Raw genomic sequence first — 16,460 nt, 5'->3', positions numbered from 1 at the left:
GGAAATGAATAAAGTAATATATTTCTACAGTATTTTTCTCCATTTACACATAAATATTGAGAAAATTTCACTCATCCGAAATGGAAAGGTAATAGAATTGCTCGTATAGAATTACTCGTAGATTCACTTTATTTCGCTACTTGTGGACAGGAATAGCCTTATAGGAATGGGGTAAAGGTTTCAATTTATTAGGGGGAGTGGTTCTATGTTTAATAAAAAAATGGTGGCAATGGCAATGACTGTACCATTAGTAATGGGGACAATTTCTACTGTTTCAGCACTGGAAAAACAGCAGCAAGTAAAGCTTGAAGGTTATTCACCGCAGAAAAAAGCAATTGAATATTTAAAAGGACATGCTACGGAATATGGATTGAAGGCAGACCTTTCAGACTTACAATATATTTCTACAACAGAAACACCAGTAGCTTCATATGTTAGATTCCAACAAGTGGTCAATGGTGCTCCTGTATTTTCAAAACAAATAACAGTTACTATTAATGGACAGGGGCAGGGATTACTTGCTGTTTCTGATTACCAGGCAGTTCAAAGTGTGAAAGAAATAGCGAATAAGATTAGTGAAAAAGATGCGGAACAAAAATCAATGGCTTATGTTGGAGGAGAAAGTGAGCAAAATCTATGGGCTCCTACAGAGAAAGAATTCGGATATATTATTGAGGATGGAGTAGCTATCCCAGTATACAAAGTTTTAGTCCATTCTAATAAACCTTTCGGTGCATGGGAAACATTTATTGATGCAGAAAATGGAAAGCTAATTAAAAAGGTTGATATAAACCGAAAAGCAGAAGGGACTGGGAAAGTGTTTTTACCTAACCCCGTCGTATCTAGCGGTAGTAAAGTAGGGTTAAAAGATAATAATGATGCAGATTCGACAGCACTAACGAATCAATTAAAAACTGTTACGTTAAAAGGTTTAGATGGTACAGGATTTTTAATTGGAGAGTATGTTACGATTTCTTCAAAAGCGAAGACGAAATCTACAAATTTACAATTTAATTACACACGTGCAAATGATAGTTTTGAAGATGTTATGTCATATTATCATATTGATACATTACAGCGTTACATTCAGGGATTGGGCTTTAAAAATATTAATAATCGTTCGATTAAAGTAAATGTAAATGGTACAACTGACGATAATTCATTCTATTCCCCGTCAACGAAAGCTTTAACTTTCGGTACTGGCGGTGTAGATGACGCAGAAGATGCGGGCATTATCGCGCATGAATATGGACATTCTATTCAAGATAATCAAGTACCAGGATTCGGAAGTTCACCAGAAGGTGGAGCGATGGGAGAAGGGTTTGGAGACTTCTTAGGTGCTACGTATGAAGATGCAGTATCGACAACTGGTTACGGAAAAGCATGTATTGGAGAATGGGATGCGACTGCTTATTCTAGTTCAGATCCGACGTGCTTACGCCGATTAGATATGAATAAAGTATACCCGAAAGATATAACGAATGAAGTGCATAATGATGGAGAAATTTGGGCTCAAGGTCAATACGAAATGGCGCAATCTTTTGGACGTGATGTGGCAACAAAAATTATTTTACAATCACATTGGTCATTAACGCCAAATGCTAAATTCCGTGATGGGGCAAAAGCAATTAAGCAAGCGGATGCTCTTTTATATGGCGGACAACATGCGGCTGAAATTGATCGCATTTGGGCAGCGAGAGGAATTAGCACAAATTAATATAAAAAGTCGTGGCTTTTATAAGCCACGACTTTTTAATTTGCTTAAGAACTGGTACTAGTAAAGTAAGCTATATCAATGATAGTGTGAATTTATCCGCATTCCATTTATTTTTTTTCGTCTTTAAAAACAAAATGCTCTTTAAATTTTCTAGACTCGACTTTTTGACCGTTTCTCATAGAGCGGAAAGGATGTTCTTGCCATGTAATGATCACGTCAACCTCATTGGCTTTTGTAGAAACAGGGAAGTTAGCATGTCTAAATCCAGTTTTTCCACTTGCGAGACGACCTTCTTTCAGGGAAAAGAGTTCATATTTTGTTTTCATATTTGGTTCATTGCGGAAGACTTCAACTTGTACGTTATATACTTCATTTTCTCCGACATTCTTTACTGAAAATTGATATGTTTGAAATTTATCTTTTTTAGCTTGAAGCATATTTTTGCTTATTTTTTTCGGTTCATCAATATTCACTTGCCATTGATCAGAGTTTTGGGAGATTGGTAAAGATTTTGGTGAATAGGCGTACGTTTCGTTTACTACAATTAGGCATAACAAAAGGAGAAAGAAACTAATCGCTTTTTTCATATAAACACCTCGCTACAAAATTTTTATTAATATGCGTAAATGAAATGGGGTTTATGTAATAAAATGGAAAAAGGTGATACTTTGATTCAAATGAATTTAAAAAAACTTGAAGAGGTAGTAGATGGAGAAGGATTACAAGAATCTTTTCATCATATAGAAATACAGGGTGTCTGCATAGATTCAAAAAACATTAAAGAAGGAAATTTATTTATTCCAATCATTAGAGTGAAAGATGGACATGATTATGTGAAAGAGGCAATGGATAATGGAGCTATTGCTTCCATGTGGAAAAAGTCTTACGGTACTCCGCCAAAAGGGATACCAATTATATTTGTAGATGACACTTTGTTTGCTTTGCAACAATTGGCACAATTTTATCGGAATGAGCTAGGTGTAAAAGTAATCGGTATTACAGGTAGTAACGGAAAGACGACAGTAAAAGATATAATAGGAGGCATTTTAAGTACAACTTATAGTGTGCATAAAACAAAAGGGAATTTAAATAGTCAAATCGGTTTGCCGCTAACGATTTTAGAAATGAAACGAGATACAGAGTTTTTAATACTTGAAATGGGAATGAGTGAAAAAGGACAAATTCGAAACTTATCACAAATAGCACAGCCAGATGTATCGATAATTACAATGATTGGGCAGTCTCACTTAGAAACACTTGGATCACGAGAAGAGATTGCGAGGGCTAAATTAGAAATTATAGACGGATTAAAAGATGAAGGACTGCTTTTATATAATGGTGATGAGACATTACTTTCTCGAAATAATAATGTGCTAGGTCTAGAATGTAAGTCATTTGGTGAAAAGGATACAAATGATTTGTTTCCAATAAACGTGCAATTAGATGAATATGGTGTTCATTTTAAATTAAATGATTCCAAAATACAGTATGATGTCCCCTTACATGGAAAACATAATATTTTAAATACGATTGTTGGAATCGCTGTAGGTCAATTTTACAATGTCTCTCCAGAAGAAATAAAGGAAGCACTGCGGCAAATAAATATTACTCATATGCGCTTTCAATTTTCAATTGCAAAAACAGGTTTTACGATTATTAATGATGCATGGAATGCTAGTCCATCTTCAATGAAGGCTGCAATTGAAACGTTAGAGAAGTTAAATGTTTATCAGAAAAAAATCATAGTAATTGGGGATATGTTGGAGTTAGGGAAGGAAGCTGAAACGTATCATAGAGAAATTGGTAAAATGCTAAATCAAGAGAATATTTCACATGTGTTTACTTATGGAAAGCTGGCAGAAATAGTAGCGGAAGAAGCAATGAAGACATATGCTACAGGGCAAGTGCAGTCATATAATAATAAAGCTAAGTTAGCAGAGGAAGTATTGAAGATTATTACGAAAAAGGATGTCGTATTATTAAAAGGCTCACGTGGAATGGCTTTAGAAGAGATTGTACAAAAGTGGATGTAAAAAAAACAGTATATATTTAAAAAAGGCTTGCGTTTTACAAACTAAAGAGATAGAATACTCTGTAAATATAAAAAGTGATGATTAGGAAAAGTACATGATGCAAGGGTCTACAGAGAGCAATCGGTTGCTGGGAAGATTGCGATACCGCATGATGGAAAGACACCTGTGAGTGTTGCTTTGAACGTGTTAATTAGTAAAAGCAAACGGTACCTACCGTTATCAGGGCTAAGATGGTCATTATGACAATTTGGGTGGTACCGCGGAAAAATCCGTCCCTATTTATAGGGGCGGATTTTTGTATTCTTTGAAAGGAGGTGAGTGACCGTGGATGATGACGACGACAACAATAACAATAACGTAAATAAAAATAAAATTAATGGAGGGAAATATAATGGATCAAGTAATGAAGCGTTCACTCACACGAGAATGTAAGGAGCATGTAGGAAGGGTTGTATTACTACAAGGATGGGTAAAAAAAATTCGTCATCTAGGTAATGTTAGTTTTTTATTAGTAAGGGACCGAACGGGAGTTATTCAATGTGTATTAGAAAACGGGTTAGCTGGATACAAAGTTGATGTAGAAAGTGTCGTTCAAATAGTTGGTGAAATTGTAGAGACTTCGAAAACAGAATTAGGGGTTGAAGTACTTGCACATGAAGTGAAAGTACTAAATGGTGCAGAATCACTCCCATTTGAAATAAATAAAAAGAAGTTACAAGTTGGCTTAGATCAATTATTGAATGAGCGGGTATTATCGTTAAGACATGAGCGAATCGCGGCGATATTTAAAGTGAAATCTATACTCGCTCAGAGCTTTAGTGAATTTCTGATAGAGAACGATTTCACACGTATATTTACTCCGAAAATTGTTTCACAAGGGGCAGAAGGAGGCGCGAATGTTTTTAAGCTTCCATATTTCCAGAAGGAAGCTTATTTAGCACAATCACCACAGTTTTATAAACAAATGATGGTAGCTGGGGGACTAGAGCGTGTATTTGAAGTTGCGTCTGTTTACAGGGCGGAACATCATAATTCTTCACGACATTTAAATGAATATATATCGTTAGACGTAGAAATTGGATTTATTCATGATTTTCATGAAGTGATGCAATTAGAAACGGATGTTTTACGATATATGTTTCAACAAGTAGCAAAAAATTGCAAAAAAGAATTACAACTACTCCAAATAGAAGTACCTGTCATTACTGAAATTCCTAAAATCACATTGTTAGAAGCACAAGATATTTTGAAAAATAAATACCGGAAAGAATCGCCGATTGGGGATTTAGATACAGAAGGTGAAAAGTTATTAGGGAAATATGTGAAGGAAACATATAAGAGTGAGTTAGTTTTCATTACACATTATCCGAAAGAAGCTAGGCCGATGTATACGATGCCGAATAAAGAGAATCCATCTATTACCGATTCATTCGACTTATTATATAAGGGATTAGAAATAACATCAGGGGCACAGCGTATTCATAATCATGAAATGTTACTCGCATCTTTTAAAGAAAAAGGATTACATCCAGAGAAATTTCAATCTTATTTAAATACATTCCGATATGGTTGTCCACCGCATGGCGGTTTTGGAATTGGATTAGAAAGAGTTGTATATAAACTTTTAGAATTAACAAACGTACGAGAGGCGAGCGCTTTTCCGAGAGATTGTACACGTCTTACACCATAAAAAAGAATCTTCGCGATTATCGCGAAGATTCTTTTTTACTGTTCTTTCATTTTTATATTTTGTTTAAAAAGTGAAAAATATTTTCTCTTTCTTTCTCTTTTGTCTTTTGATAAAACACTTAATAAAAGCGAGTTCTCCATATAATTTATATCTTTTTCTAATACATTTTGCATACCTGATAACATCATGTATACAGCTAAAATAGCGATAGTGAAAAATAAAACGGGGCCGAATGCTATCCAAGGCAAAACATTTAAAAACTGATGATTGTGGCCAAGTAAAACAAGTGTACCAGCAATGTTAAATGAAATGGTTCGAAATAGTGCTAAATGCAGTAATAAAACTAAAGTTTGCAGCATTTGTTGATTTATCCAAATGAAAATTTTTGGCGTAAGAAAGGGTTTTAAATGTAATTTGCAAATGTGAAAAAAACCACCACCTAATGTTTTAGAACTTGTCACAAATTCATTTTGTAGTAATAAACGAATTTCATTGCTGAAAAGTTGTACTAAATTAGGTACACTAATAAAAATTAAAACGGAAAGCGTATAAGTCAGCCAAAGTTGTTCATCCTCTGGAGATACAAATAATACTGGTGATAATAAAAATATCGCTAATAAGGTGGTAGGGACGTATTGGAATGTTTCAAATAGAATATCTAAAAAGCGTACGTATCGATAAAAGTATGCATGAAGAATACCGAATATAAGTGAAAAGGTTATGCGGAAAAAGCTAATAATCACTGCATAAAAAATTGGTGTTTTTGCATCGTAAAGAGTACGAATTAACACATCATCGCCATCTTTATCAACACCGAGAGGATGAGAAAAAGATGGCGGTGCTGGGGCAGTACTAGTTATTTTTCCGTCAACATATTGATAAGGAGGAATAGGTTTTATTTTTCCTGCGTCTACTTTCTCTTTTGTAATATAACTTGAAATAATAATGGTTACTAAAATAAAAAGACCGATTAAAAATCGTGTATTACAAATTACCTTTTTAAGCATATAAATCCCTTCTTCCTGGTAAAATGCGTTTTAATAGTTCAAAGGAGAGATAGAATGGAATTGTTAAAATTAATATACTTACGGTAATAATTTCTGGTGTTTGGTGCATAATTAAAAATTTAAATAAGCCATAGGAATTAAATAAATACTCTAGTACGATCATATTGGAAATCATAAATAAAAAAATAGATTTTGCATTATAAAAGATAGATAGTAGGGCGTTGATGAGTACGTGTTTATATAATATGTAAAACGGTTTTAATCCTTTTGCGACCGCGACGTTTATATAATCCTTTTGTAGTTCATCGTTATAATTTAACAGGCAAATTTTATATAAGTAAATAATTGGTAAAACGCTCAATGTTAATATCGGTAACAAATATGTTTTTTCTTGCATAGTAGAAAAAGGGACTGTAACGAGTATATTTGTATTTTTATAAATCCAAATGACAAATAACTGTACACAAACGACGAAAAATAAGTCTGGCAATGATTCTAGTACGTGCAAAGTTTTAAGAATAAGAGATTGTATGCGTTTAGGAAAGTAAAATGTAAGTATGGTAAAAGTTGTAGAAAGGAGTACGGCAATAAGGAAAGCACAAATCATAATAGTTAATGTATGGGTATATGATTCTAGTAAATAGGGAAAAAGATCACGGTCTGGCGATTGAGTGCCAGCATTGCTAATTTTATAAGTAATGCTTGTAGGGTGAAACAAAGAAGAAATAACATTTGATATTGAATCGAAATAGTTACTAAAATTCAATTGTAAAGTTGGTGTAGGCGGCATTGCTAGTGATGTTGTTGAACTTGGAGGTGCACCGAAAAACAATTGTGGCAAGGAACAAATCGCAATAATACCAAAGATGATGAAAAATGAGCGGATAATAAAAAAACATCCATTTTTTAAAAGTGACATAACGTATTTTCTCCTTGTATTTTTATTTGTAAATATTTTCTATATGAAGCTATGAGAATCCTTTTCGACAAAATAATTAATATATACCTTGACAGTTACAAATATAACCGATATACTTCATATTAATTTCAAAAGAAAATATATTCTAAATATTAAAATGTGTTGAATAGGAGTAGTAAGGTCGTATATTTGTACAGAGAGCTATGGGTTGGTGTGACATAGTCAAATGACATCCTGAACTCGCCTAGGAGCAGTAAGGTGGAACGGAATCACATTCTTAGTAAATCTTAACGGTTAACCTTCGATATTAGGTTTGTAATCAAACGATTACTACTAAGGTGGATTCATAATGGAATCAATAAGGGTGGTACCGCGTTAAGTAAATGGCTTAGCGTCTCTTTATATAAAGAGACGCTGAGCCATTTTTTATTTTATAGAAAAAGAAATGGAGGGTTTATTCGGATAGATATATAAAATTTATTTATTTATATAAAAAGATTTAATTAGGAGGAAAATAAGATGAAACAGACGGAGCAATGGACTTCGAAATTAGGATTTATAATGGCTGCAGCAGGATCAGCAATTGGACTTGGCGCAATATGGAAGTTTCCTTATATTGCTGGAAAGAGCGGGGGAGGAGCATTTTTTTTAATCTTTATATTATTTACTGTATTAATTGGATTACCGCTACTTATAGCTGAATTTATGATTGGACGTAGTACACAGAAACAAGCAGTTGGGGCATTTAAAAGTATCGCACCAAATACAGGATGGCACTGGATTGGACGCCTTGGCGTTGGAACTTGCTTTATATTACTTTCGTTTTATAGCGTTGTAGGTGGATGGGTTTTAATTTATTTCTTCCGAGGAGTAACGGGTCAACTTATTACTCCAGGACAAAATTACGGTGCATTATTTACGGAAACAATTGGAAATCCTGCTTGGGCTATGATGGGGCATTTCGCTTTTATGTTCATTACGATATGGGTTGTATCAAAAGGTGTACAAAATGGCATTGAAAAAGCAAGTAAATATATGTTACCGGCGTTGTTCGTATTATTTGTCGCTCTTATTATTCGTTCATTAACACTTGATGGTGCAATGAAAGGTGTGAAGTTTTTCTTACAACCAGATTTCTCAAAGATTACGTCAGAAAGTATTTTGTTCGCAATGGGACAATCATTCTTTGCGATTAGCATAGGGATTTCGATTATGGTTACGTATAGTTCGTATTTAAATAAAAAAGAAAGTTTACCAAAATCAGCAGTTACGATTGTTGGATTGAATTTATTCGTATCTTTATTTGCAGGCCTTGCTATATTTCCAGCAGTATTTTCATTAGGAATGGAGCCGACAGAGGGGCCGGGCTTACTATTTATTGTATTGCCATCTGTATTTAGCCAAATTCCATTCGGAGGATTGTTCTTAACTGTTTTTCTTGCGCTATTTACATTTGCCACATTAACCTCGGCATTTTCTCTGCTAGAGACGGTTGTTTCAGCATTAGCAAATGGTGAACAAGAAAGAAGAGCTAAACTTTCATGGATCATCGGTTTCTGCATTTTCCTTGTAGGTATACCATCTGCCTTATCATTTGGAGTATGGAGTGATATTACGATTTTTGGGAAGAATATTTTTGATGCAGTAGACTTTCTATCTAGTAATATATTAATGCCACTTGGAGCGCTATTTATTAGTATTTTCGTATCATTCAAAATGGAAAAGAAAGTGTTAGAAGCAGAATTTTTTGTAGGTGGAAATTACGGAAAGAAAGTATTTATTTGTTGGGCATTTTTACTTCGATTTGTAGCACCACTTGCAATAATCATCGTCTTTTTAAATGTAATAGGGATTATTTAGGGTGAAATGTTATAATATTCAGTAAAAAGAAGGTGATGATTATAAAGACGAATTTGATAGAAGTTGGGAAGTATATAGACATTAGAGGGAAAAAGCTATACGTTGAAACGCATGGAAATCCTAAAAACGAACCAGTCTTATACTTGCATGGTGGACCAGGAGAAAGTTGCTATGATTTTTCATTTCATCGAGCGGAACGATTAAAAAATTCATTATATGTAATTATGATAGATCAAAGAGGTGTTTGTCGGTCAGAAGGAATTACTGAGGACGAACCTTTTGGATTAAATGATTTGGTTGAAGACTGTGAAGAACTAAGAAAAGTATTACAAATAGATAAATGGTCTGTAATAGGACATTCTTTCGGTGGGTATTTAGCATTGTTATATGTAGCGATGTATCCAAATTCAATAGAGAAAATAATATTTGAAGGTCCGACTTTCGATTTTTCATTAACAAGTAGAGCTTTGTTACAAAAGACAGGAACGTTATTAAAAAAGTATGGAAAAGAAGCGGCAGCAGAAGAGTGCCTAGTTTATTCATCTAGTAATGCTAGTTCAGAAGAATTGCTAGAAGCTTATATAAGATTAAGCTCTGAATTAGAAGAGAAAAGAATGGAGATTTACAATTATAAGGAAGATGAGACGGACGATAGTTTATATAGTGACGAAGAGTGGGAACAATTTTCAAATCGTTCAAAAACCCATTTTGATAGATTAAAATCAGAGGGATTATGTCATACGTCATTATTATCAAAAATAAAAGATGTGCAGAACCCAATGTTATTAATTGTAGGAAAACATGATGTAGTAACGTGTGAAAAGCAAATTGAAATATTCAATCGAGATTCTCTAAATGGAAAGTATATCATATTCGAAGAAAGTGGTCATACACCACATTATGAAGAAGCAGATCGACTCGCAGAAACAGTCATTCATTTTTTGAAATAAAAAAGAAAGGGTGCTTCTAATAATGAGAAGCACCTTTTTTAAATTTCTGGATAAGTGATTGTAATGTTAGGCCATTTGCTTTGCCAATTCTTTTTCATAACTCTATTTTTGTACATATGTTTACGTTCTTTCGTTTCAAGAAAATGATGTGTAGGTTTCACTTGTAATGAAAGCACATCTTCTATTCCGCACGGCGATGTTAATATGACATTATTTTTCTCGTCTAATGTAACACCAAGAGCGGTTGCTGTTTCAGGAAATTTAGAAATAGCATCAACAGAAGAAGAGTATGGTGGCATTCCATTCACTACATGCATGCGAGTTTGATTTTTTACTGACCAAGGGATAGAGGCATCCATATTCGCTAGCTTCTGTTCTAATGATTGTTCGTACGCCTCATCTTTATGTAATGGATCATAAAAAATGATATCGACATCTGGCGTAGCCGTTCTTACTTTGTAGTTATGTAAAGTATCCCAAATTTTAGAACGGACAAATCCAGCGCAAATCCACCAATCAGGTAGCTCTAGTGATTTTGCCATTTGTAATACATTCATCATCCACGGATCATTTTGGATCAATTGAATAATATCTTGTTCGGTTTTAATAGTCATTTGATAGTACACCTACTTTTTTTAGAGAGTGAATTAATGCATCAGCTCAATAATCCATAAAATCCAGTAAGCACCTGGTACAAATAAAAGTTGTGCTAATAAGGTGCCGAGAAGTCTAGAAATCATTAGCCAACCATACATTTTACTCATTGCTTCAGCGCCCTTTTCTGATTGTAAAGCTCGTTCTGTTAAAAGAGCAATGCGTGGATCGAGTAGCACTGTTAATAAAATGGTAGCAAAACCATTAACCAGACCAGAAGCTGTACTTGCATTTGTTGCGTAATCTGGGTTTAAAAAGGAAGCGTAAAGGGCTGAAAGTACCCCCGCTGTATAAATTGCAGTAGCAAACATGTTAATAAGCATAATACGTTTTGGTATACCACCGATCCTCATTCGATGAATCATTTCGAATTTGGGGAAGCGTACATATTTTTTTGTGTACTTTAATTTTTGAATGTTATTCGTCTTCATCATTCGAATGAATGAGCCATCTGTTTCAAAGTTTTGAATGACGTATCCAAATAGCTTTGTCAAAGTTGGATAGAGTATAATCGCGAGCAATGTACCGACAGAAGCAGATAATAGAACGAGCCGTATAATATGCTCTAAATTAATAGAAGAATCTAGTTTTGCTTCATCGACAATACCACCGATTAAAAAGGCTTGTAGTAAGTTAGATGTTCTTGAAATAAGCAGTACCATTCCTACGACGGATAAGGCAACGGCAATCTTTTTTAAACGTACACCAGCTAATCGAATACTATAAGAGCTAGTTTCAACCGCATGGATAACAATTGTGAAAGCCATAATAAAAATTAATGTAATTGACATTTGATTCACCAGTTTCTATTAAATTAAGTATAACTTTTTCACTTTATCATATCTTTTGTGATTTTGTAACTGAAAGTATAAGGGTTAGAAAAAGTAATTTTCTGAAAAGTTAAATGGTGATAGTATAGTAAAGGGCTAAGTAGGAGATTGGCTTTAATGGGGTACATATAAAATCAGTGGGGGAATTAAATATGTATAAAACATTTCTATTTGACTTAGATGGAACATTAACGGATCCGAAAGAAGGGATTATAAATTCTGTTCTATACGCTTTGGGAAAAATTGGGATTGAAGAAGTGAATATAAGCGAGTTAGATTCATTTATCGGGCCACCAATACAACAATCTTTTGTAGATAGATATAATATGAATGAAATAGAAGTAGAACGAGCAGTGTTTTACTTTCGGGAATATTTAAAGCAAAGTGGTTTATTAGAGAATAAAGTATACGATGGAATTACAACTCTATTGCAAGAATTAAAGGATGATGGCAATCGTTTGTTTGTAGCAACATCAAAACCTACTGTATTTGCGAAACAAGTAATAGAGCACTTTCAGTTAACAACTTTTTTTGAAGAGATTGTAGGGAGTAATTTAGATGGGACAAGAATAAAAAAGGAAGAAATAATTGCTCATATTTTACAAACAAATGAAGAACTTAAAAAAGAAGAAATGGTGATGATTGGTGATAGAAAGCATGACGTAATCGGTGCGAACAGTAACGGAATTGCTTCAATAGGTGTATTGTATGGATATGGTAGTGAGATTGAATTGAGTGATGCTGGGGCGATTCATATAGTGAAAGATGTCGAAGAATTACAAAGCTTTTGTATAGAGAATAGTACGATAAAACTATAGAAATAGAACCTAGAAATCCCTTTATAACATATGACGATGAAATCGTTTTTGTTTAAAGGGATTTTACATATGTAATCGAATACTATAATTAGACAATTTTAGCATGAAAAATTTGTAATAAAGTGAAACTTTGATCAGTGGAGGTTTTGTCCATCCTCCACAAATTATCAGCCCTCACCAATCGGAATTTTACGGGCAGTTGATCTCAAGCCTAGCTTCCGCGCATTTGCTGAATTTTAAGGTGGGAGTCTTACTGCCCGCAAATAGCGGGATAAAAAGAGGAGGAATGTCATGAAATAAAATGATTTGAAATCACGGTAAAAGTTTGTTATTAAAAGATTGAATTTTCAGTTTAAAAGGGGGGTTATAATTGGAGCTAGTTATTATTTTATTAGCACTTAGTTTACTCATGTTTGTAGCATATAAAGGATTTTCTGTAATATTATTCGCACCGATTTTTGCATTATTTGCGGTATTTTTGACAGAGCCTAGTTTTGTATTACCTTTCTTTTCAAATATTTTCATGGAGAAAATGGTAGGATTTATTAAATTATATTTCCCTGTGTTTTTACTTGGAGCAATATTTGGGAAAGTAGTAGAAATGTCAGGAATCGCTGATTCAATCGCAAAGACGATTGTAGAGTTAGTTGGAGAAAAACGTACAATTTTAGCGATTGTTCTAATGGGAGCTATTTTAACGTATAGCGGTGTTAGCGTATATGTAGTGGTGTTCGCTATATTTCCGTTTGCGGCTAAGTTGTTTCGACAAGCCGATATTCCGAAGCGTTTAATTCCTGGCACAATCGTTCTTGGAGCAGCAACATTTACAATGGATGCGCTTCCTGGATCGCCACAAATTCAAAACGTAATACCTACAACATTTTTTAAAACGGATATTTATGCAGCACCGATACTAGGCATTTTAGGTGCAATCTTTGTTTTAACGTTAGGTTTACTATATTTAGAGAGTAGACGTAAGAAGGCAAAAGCCGCAGGAGAAGGGTATTTTGGTTTTAACGATGGAAATTCTGAAATGGCAGCATCTTTACAATTAGAACAAAAAGATATGCCGATACTAAGCGGTATTGAAATCACAAGAGTGCAACAGGTGATTGCGTTTGTACCACTTATTTTAGTAGGTGTAATGAATAAAGTTTTCACAATCATGATACCAAAGTGGTATCCGAATGGCTTTGATTTCTCAGCTATTGGTATGAAAGCATTTGGAAAAGTTGAATTAAGTGCAGTAGTTGGAATTTGGTCTGTAGAATTGGCACTTATTATAGGGATTCTATCAACACTTTTATTATATTGGAAACGGGTAGTAACTGGATTTCAAGCTGGTTTGAATACAAGTATTGGTGGAGCGCTACTTGCAACAATGAATACAGGAGCTGAGTTTGGGTTTGGTGGTGTTATTGCCGCACTTCCTGGCTTTGCGATAATGAGAGATGGCATCTCTGCAACGTTTACTAACCCATTAGTGAATGGGGCAGTAACGACGAATATTTTAGCTGGAATTACAGGTTCAGCATCAGGCGGAATGGGAATTGTGTTAAGTTCGATGGGGGATAAATTTATTGCTGCAGCAACGCAATATAACATTCCATTAGAAGTTATGCACCGTATTGTATCAATGGCGTCAGGTGGAATGGATACATTGCCGCATAATGGTGCAATTATTACAATATTGACTGTAACGGGATTAACACATAAGCAATCATATAAAGATATTTTTGCTATTACAGTTTTGAAAACGGTTGCTGTATTTGCAGTCATCACATTCTATACTTTAACAGGAATCTATTAATAAGAGTTAATATATGATAAGAAGGGGTGGAGTACTTGCAAGAAGTTGCTGAATTTCGTATGCCGAAGTCTGTATTATATGGGAGAAATTCGCTTGAAAAACTAGGGGAGCAATCAAAGAAGTTAGGGAAAAGGGCTTTTATTGTGAGTGATACAATTATGGAGAAATTAGGGTATGTTGAAAGTTGTATTAAGCAATTAAATGCGAAAGGGATTACTGTTAGTACATACAATAAAGTGAACGCTGAGCCTACAAATATACACGTATTAGAAGCTTTATCTATTTGTAAAGAAGGAAAATGTGATTTTATTATTGGTATCGGCGGAGGAAGTTGTATTGATGTTGCGAAAGCAATTGCAGTGTTATATACAAATGGTGGGGAAATTGAAGATTACGTACAAAAGGATGTTGAAATAGAAAAAGAGCCGCTACCGCTTATTGCAATTCCAACAACTTCTGGTACTGGATCGGAAGTAACAAGTGTAGTAGTAATTACGAATAAAAAAACGGATGTAAAAATGATGATAAAGCATCCGAATTTCACCCCACAAGTAGCGATTATTGACCCGATTTTAACACGTTCGTTACCACCTCATATTACTGCAGCAACAGGGATAGATGCATTATGTCATGCAATTGAAGCTTATTTTTCTAAAGTTTCACAACCTCTTACAGATGTTCTTGCTCTGTCGGCTATTGAAAGCATTATGAAATATTTACGTATCGCATATGAAGATGGAGATAATATGGAAGCAAGAGAAGCAATGATGATTGCTTCATTGCAAGCTGGGATCGCTTTTTCAAATGCATCTGTTACATTAGTGCATGGTATGTCTCGTCCAGTGGGAGCATTATTCCATGTACCACATGGAATATCGAATGCAATACTATTACCTACAGTTTTAGAATATACAAAAGCGAAAGCAGTAAGAAGGTTAGCTGACATAGGACATAACTTAAATAAAGATTTGTATTCTCATTCTGAAGAAGAAGTAGCCAACTACACGATTGCTGAAATTAAGAAACTTTGCTTTGATCTTCGTATTCCTAATTTAAGAGAATACGGAATTGGGGAAGTTGAATTTGAAAATGCTATTTCTAAAATGGCGAAAGATGCAATTGCAAGTGGTAGCCCAAGCAATAACCCGAGAGTTCCATCATATGAAGAAATAAAAGAATTGTATCGCAAGTGTTTTGATTATCAATATGAGCCTACTACAAGGGGTGTTTTCTGAATATTCTATAATTATTTCCGTGGAAATGAATAATATTTCTATACATTCAATCGCATATAAGGATGGGGATTTGATTTATTATAGTAATGAAACGTTATTTATTATATATAAATTACAGTATGAATTATCTGTTTGGAAATATTATTTTAAAGGAGAATATATGAAATTAATAGGTCTTATTGGCGGAATGAGCTGGGAGTCATCTACTGAGTATTATAAAATGATAAATGAAGAAGTAAAAATGAGATTAGGTGGATTACATTCAGCGAGATGTCTACTTTACAGTGTTGACTTTGAAGAAATTGAGCGATACCAATCTGAAGGGGATTGGGATAAAGCGGGAGAAGTATTGGGAAATGCAGCTTCTTCTTTGGAGAAGGGGGGTGCTGATTTTATAATAGTTTGTACAAATACAATGCATAAAGTTATTAAGCATATAAAAAAATAGAATTAGTATCCCAATATTACATATTGCTGATGCAACAGCGAAGGAAATAAAACAACAGGGAATTCAATCAGTTGGTCTACTTGGGACAAAATACACGATGGAGCAGGATTTCTATAAATTACGTATAGAGGAAAATGATATAAAAGTAATCGTACCAACAGAAGAAGATAGAGAGACAGTAAATAAAATAATATATAACGAATTATGCTTAGGAAAAATAAACCAACAATCAAGAGAATATTTTAAAAGTGTAATGGAAGATTTAGTGCAAAGAGGAGCAAAAGGCATAATATTAGGATGTACGGAAATAGGACTATTAGTAAAACAGAAAGATTCAATAGTTACTTTATTTGATACAGCACGCATACACGCAATTGAAGCTGTGAATATGTCTTTGGAAAGTGAAGATAATTTTATTATGTAAACAATGACCGTGTGAGTGGAAAACATTCAGAAAATATTTTATAATGTAAGTGGTTACATTCGAGG

13 protein-coding genes, 1 pseudogene and 2 other annotated features are annotated in these 16,460 nt (G+C 34.1%); of the genes and pseudogenes, 9 read left to right on the top strand and 5 right to left on the bottom strand.

Annotation, left to right across the window (positions count from 1 at the left end):
• Positions 1 to 205: 205 nt before the first annotated feature.
• On the top strand, positions 206 to 1,717 hold the full coding sequence (locus tag CDB3_RS13430; protein WP_128854836.1) for a M36 family metallopeptidase: 1,512 nt from the start codon (positions 206 to 208) through the stop codon (positions 1,715 to 1,717).
• A 107-nt stretch (positions 1,718 to 1,824) separates the two neighbouring features.
• On the opposite strand, the gene CDB3_RS13425 is transcribed toward CDB3_RS13430, so the two are convergent.
• Positions 1,825 to 2,304 carry a hypothetical protein gene (locus CDB3_RS13425; RefSeq protein ID WP_128854835.1) on the bottom strand — a complete coding sequence of 160 codons (480 nt, stop codon included), beginning with the start codon at positions 2,302 to 2,304 and terminating at the stop codon, positions 1,825 to 1,827.
• Positions 2,305 to 2,367: 63 nt separating this feature from the next.
• On the opposite strand from CDB3_RS13425, the gene CDB3_RS13420 reads away from it, so the two are divergent.
• The gene (locus tag CDB3_RS13420; RefSeq protein ID WP_128854953.1) at positions 2,368 to 3,750 is read left to right on the top strand and encodes a UDP-N-acetylmuramoyl-tripeptide--D-alanyl-D-alanine ligase; all 1,383 of its coding nucleotides are present in this window, start codon (positions 2,368 to 2,370) and stop codon (positions 3,748 to 3,750) included.
• A 68-nt stretch (positions 3,751 to 3,818) separates the two neighbouring features.
• Positions 3,819 to 4,030 (top strand) — a binding site (T-box leader).
• Positions 4,031 to 4,141: 111 nt separating this feature from the next.
• A complete protein-coding gene (gene aspS, locus CDB3_RS13415) occupies positions 4,142 to 5,440 on the top strand; it encodes an aspartate--tRNA(Asn) ligase (protein ID WP_128854834.1) in 1,299 nt (432 codons plus the stop codon).
• A gap of 35 nt (positions 5,441 to 5,475) precedes the next feature.
• On the opposite strand, the gene CDB3_RS13410 is transcribed toward aspS, so the two are convergent.
• Both CDB3_RS13410 and CDB3_RS13405 read right to left on the bottom strand, forming a co-directional pair.
• Positions 5,476 to 6,447 carry a peptide ABC transporter permease gene (locus CDB3_RS13410; protein ID WP_128854833.1) on the bottom strand — a complete coding sequence of 324 codons (972 nt, stop codon included), beginning with the start codon at positions 6,445 to 6,447 and terminating at the stop codon, positions 5,476 to 5,478.
• Positions 6,440 to 7,366, bottom strand: coding sequence for an ABC transporter permease subunit (locus CDB3_RS13405; RefSeq protein WP_128854832.1), 927 nt, complete (start codon positions 7,364 to 7,366; stop codon positions 6,440 to 6,442). Before CDB3_RS13405 ends, CDB3_RS13410 begins: the two co-directional genes overlap by 8 nt.
• Positions 7,367 to 7,519: 153 nt before the next feature.
• Positions 7,520 to 7,768 (top strand) — a binding site (T-box leader).
• 117 nt (positions 7,769 to 7,885) lie between these two features.
• Here CDB3_RS13405 and CDB3_RS13400 point away from each other — a divergent pair.
• On the top strand, positions 7,886 to 9,226 hold the full coding sequence (locus tag CDB3_RS13400; protein WP_128854831.1) for a sodium-dependent transporter: 1,341 nt from the start codon (positions 7,886 to 7,888) through the stop codon (positions 9,224 to 9,226).
• Between the two features lie 35 nt (positions 9,227 to 9,261).
• Positions 9,262 to 10,176 carry an alpha/beta fold hydrolase gene (locus CDB3_RS13395; RefSeq protein WP_128854952.1) on the top strand — a complete coding sequence of 305 codons (915 nt, stop codon included), beginning with the start codon at positions 9,262 to 9,264 and terminating at the stop codon, positions 10,174 to 10,176.
• A gap of 38 nt (positions 10,177 to 10,214) precedes the next feature.
• Here the strand turns inward: CDB3_RS13395 and CDB3_RS13390 are convergent, their stop codons facing one another.
• Entirely contained in the window at positions 10,215 to 10,790 is a 576-nt protein-coding gene (locus CDB3_RS13390) for a nucleotidyltransferase family protein (RefSeq protein WP_128854830.1), read from the bottom strand.
• Positions 10,791 to 10,823: 33 nt separating this feature from the next.
• Positions 10,824 to 11,621 carry a lipid II flippase Amj family protein gene (locus CDB3_RS13385; RefSeq protein WP_071745224.1) on the bottom strand — a complete coding sequence of 266 codons (798 nt, stop codon included), beginning with the start codon at positions 11,619 to 11,621 and terminating at the stop codon, positions 10,824 to 10,826.
• Between the two features lie 191 nt (positions 11,622 to 11,812).
• Between CDB3_RS13385 and CDB3_RS13380 the strand changes: the two genes are divergently transcribed.
• The 4 genes and pseudogenes from CDB3_RS13380 to CDB3_RS13360 all read left to right on the top strand — a co-directional run bounded on the left by CDB3_RS13380 (position 11,813) and on the right by CDB3_RS13360 (position 16,395).
• Positions 11,813 to 12,478: an HAD family hydrolase gene (locus tag CDB3_RS13380; RefSeq protein WP_128854829.1), complete on the top strand. Its 666-nt coding sequence runs from the start codon at positions 11,813 to 11,815 to the stop codon at positions 12,476 to 12,478.
• A 370-nt stretch (positions 12,479 to 12,848) separates the two neighbouring features.
• Complete coding sequence (locus CDB3_RS13370; protein ID WP_128854828.1) at positions 12,849 to 14,288, top strand: GntP family permease; 1,440 nt, start codon at positions 12,849 to 12,851, stop codon at positions 14,286 to 14,288.
• Between the two features lie 35 nt (positions 14,289 to 14,323).
• Positions 14,324 to 15,523, top strand: coding sequence for an iron-containing alcohol dehydrogenase (locus CDB3_RS13365; RefSeq protein WP_128854827.1), 1,200 nt, complete (start codon positions 14,324 to 14,326; stop codon positions 15,521 to 15,523).
• Between the two features lie 160 nt (positions 15,524 to 15,683).
• Positions 15,684 to 16,395 (top strand): annotated as a pseudogene (locus tag CDB3_RS13360) (aspartate/glutamate racemase family protein).
• Positions 16,396 to 16,460: the final 65 nt, after the last annotated feature.

This window comes from Bacillus sp. CDB3 (assembly GCF_002081505.1).
Classification (GTDB): domain Bacteria; phylum Bacillota; class Bacilli; order Bacillales; family Bacillaceae_G; genus Bacillus_A; species Bacillus_A cereus_AT.
This window is presented reverse-complemented; position numbering and strand designations above follow the sequence as displayed.

Bases quoted from the DNA above. Each gene is read 5' to 3' on its own strand.
- CDB3_RS13400 (WP_128854831.1), top strand. From the start codon at position 7,886: ATGAAACAGACGGAGCAATGGACTTCGAAATTAGGATTTATAATGGCT.
- CDB3_RS13405 (WP_128854832.1), bottom strand. From the start codon at position 7,366: ATGTCACTTTTAAAAAATGGATGTTTTTTTATTATCCGCTCATTTTTC.
- aspS (WP_128854834.1), top strand. From the start codon at position 4,142: ATGGATCAAGTAATGAAGCGTTCACTCACACGAGAATGTAAGGAGCAT.
- CDB3_RS13380 (WP_128854829.1), top strand. From the start codon at position 11,813: ATGTATAAAACATTTCTATTTGACTTAGATGGAACATTAACGGATCCG.
- CDB3_RS13420 (WP_128854953.1), top strand. From the start codon at position 2,368: ATGGAAAAAGGTGATACTTTGATTCAAATGAATTTAAAAAAACTTGAA.
- CDB3_RS13430 (WP_128854836.1), top strand. From the start codon at position 206: ATGTTTAATAAAAAAATGGTGGCAATGGCAATGACTGTACCATTAGTA.
- CDB3_RS13390 (WP_128854830.1), bottom strand. From the start codon at position 10,790: ATGACTATTAAAACCGAACAAGATATTATTCAATTGATCCAAAATGAT.
- CDB3_RS13425 (WP_128854835.1), bottom strand. From the start codon at position 2,304: ATGAAAAAAGCGATTAGTTTCTTTCTCCTTTTGTTATGCCTAATTGTA.
- CDB3_RS13385 (WP_071745224.1), bottom strand. From the start codon at position 11,621: ATGTCAATTACATTAATTTTTATTATGGCTTTCACAATTGTTATCCAT.
- CDB3_RS13395 (WP_128854952.1), top strand. From the start codon at position 9,262: ATGATTATAAAGACGAATTTGATAGAAGTTGGGAAGTATATAGACATT.
- CDB3_RS13410 (WP_128854833.1), bottom strand. From the start codon at position 6,447: ATGCTTAAAAAGGTAATTTGTAATACACGATTTTTAATCGGTCTTTTT.